The 452-nt window shown below is 65.7% G+C and carries 1 protein-coding gene; it reads right to left on the minus strand.

Annotated features, from left to right (window positions below; all coding sequences use genetic code 11):
• Positions 1–452 (minus strand): phosphomethylpyrimidine synthase ThiC (locus tag RNC47_RS36800; protein WP_311605223.1); only part of this gene is annotated, 452 nt, incomplete at both ends.

Consider the following 452-nt stretch of genomic DNA (forward strand, 5'->3'; position numbering starts at 1 on the left):
CCCAGGGTGCGCAGCTCGGCGAACTGGGCCTCGTCGTTGGCGTCGGCGATCGACCCGGGCCGCAGCCCGTCGCCGAGCGAGAACGTCACGTCGTAGCGGGCCAGGATCTCGCAGAGTTCCTCGAAGTGGGTGTACAGGAACGACTCGGTGTGATGTGCCAGGCACCAGGCCGCCATGATCGATCCGCCCCGGGACACGATCCCGGTGACCCGCTTGACGGTCAGGGGGATGTAGCGCAGCAGCACCCCGGCGTGCACGGTCATGTACTCGACACCCTGCTCGCACTGCTCGATCACGGTGTCGCGGTACATCTCCCACGTCAACTTGGTGGGGTCGCCGTTGACCTTCTCCAGCGCCTGGTAGATCGGCACGGTTCCGACCGGAACTGGAGAGTTGCGCAGGATCCACTCCCGCGTCTCGTGGATGTTGCGACCGGTGGACAGGTCCATGAT

It is taken from the genome of Streptomyces millisiae, from assembly GCF_031845425.1.
In the GTDB taxonomy this organism is placed as follows: domain Bacteria; phylum Actinomycetota; class Actinomycetes; order Streptomycetales; family Streptomycetaceae; genus Streptomyces; species Streptomyces millisiae.